The sequence below is a fragment of the Sphingomonas sp. AC435 genome, assembly GCF_979253005.1.
In genome coordinates, this window is the sequence record NZ_CEEDCJ010000049.1 from 1 (window position 1) to 265 (window position 265).

Here is a 265-nt window from a genome sequence, read left to right on the forward strand (position 1 = left end):
GGCCCCAGGAGGGTCGCCATCATCCGGATCAGTACCGCGCCCTTGTTGTAGATGGTCGCGGTGTCGAAGTTGCTGATCTCCTGATACTCGTCCGGGCGGACCGAATGCGCGAGCGGCCCCGAATCCTCCGGACACTGCGCCGCGCGCAGGCCGCGCACATCCTCGATCCGCTTCACCGCGGCCGATCCCTGATCGGCGGAGACGCCCTGATCGCGGTAGACGGTGAAGCCCTCCGTCTGCGACAACTGGAACCAGTCGCGGCAGG

1 protein-coding gene is annotated in these 265 nt (G+C 67.2%); it reads right to left on the reverse strand.

What is annotated here, in order from left to right; translation table 11 throughout:
• A partial coding sequence (locus AC0CH8_RS18900; protein ID WP_465241200.1) for a M1 family aminopeptidase occupies positions 1–265 on the reverse strand: 265 nt, incomplete at both ends.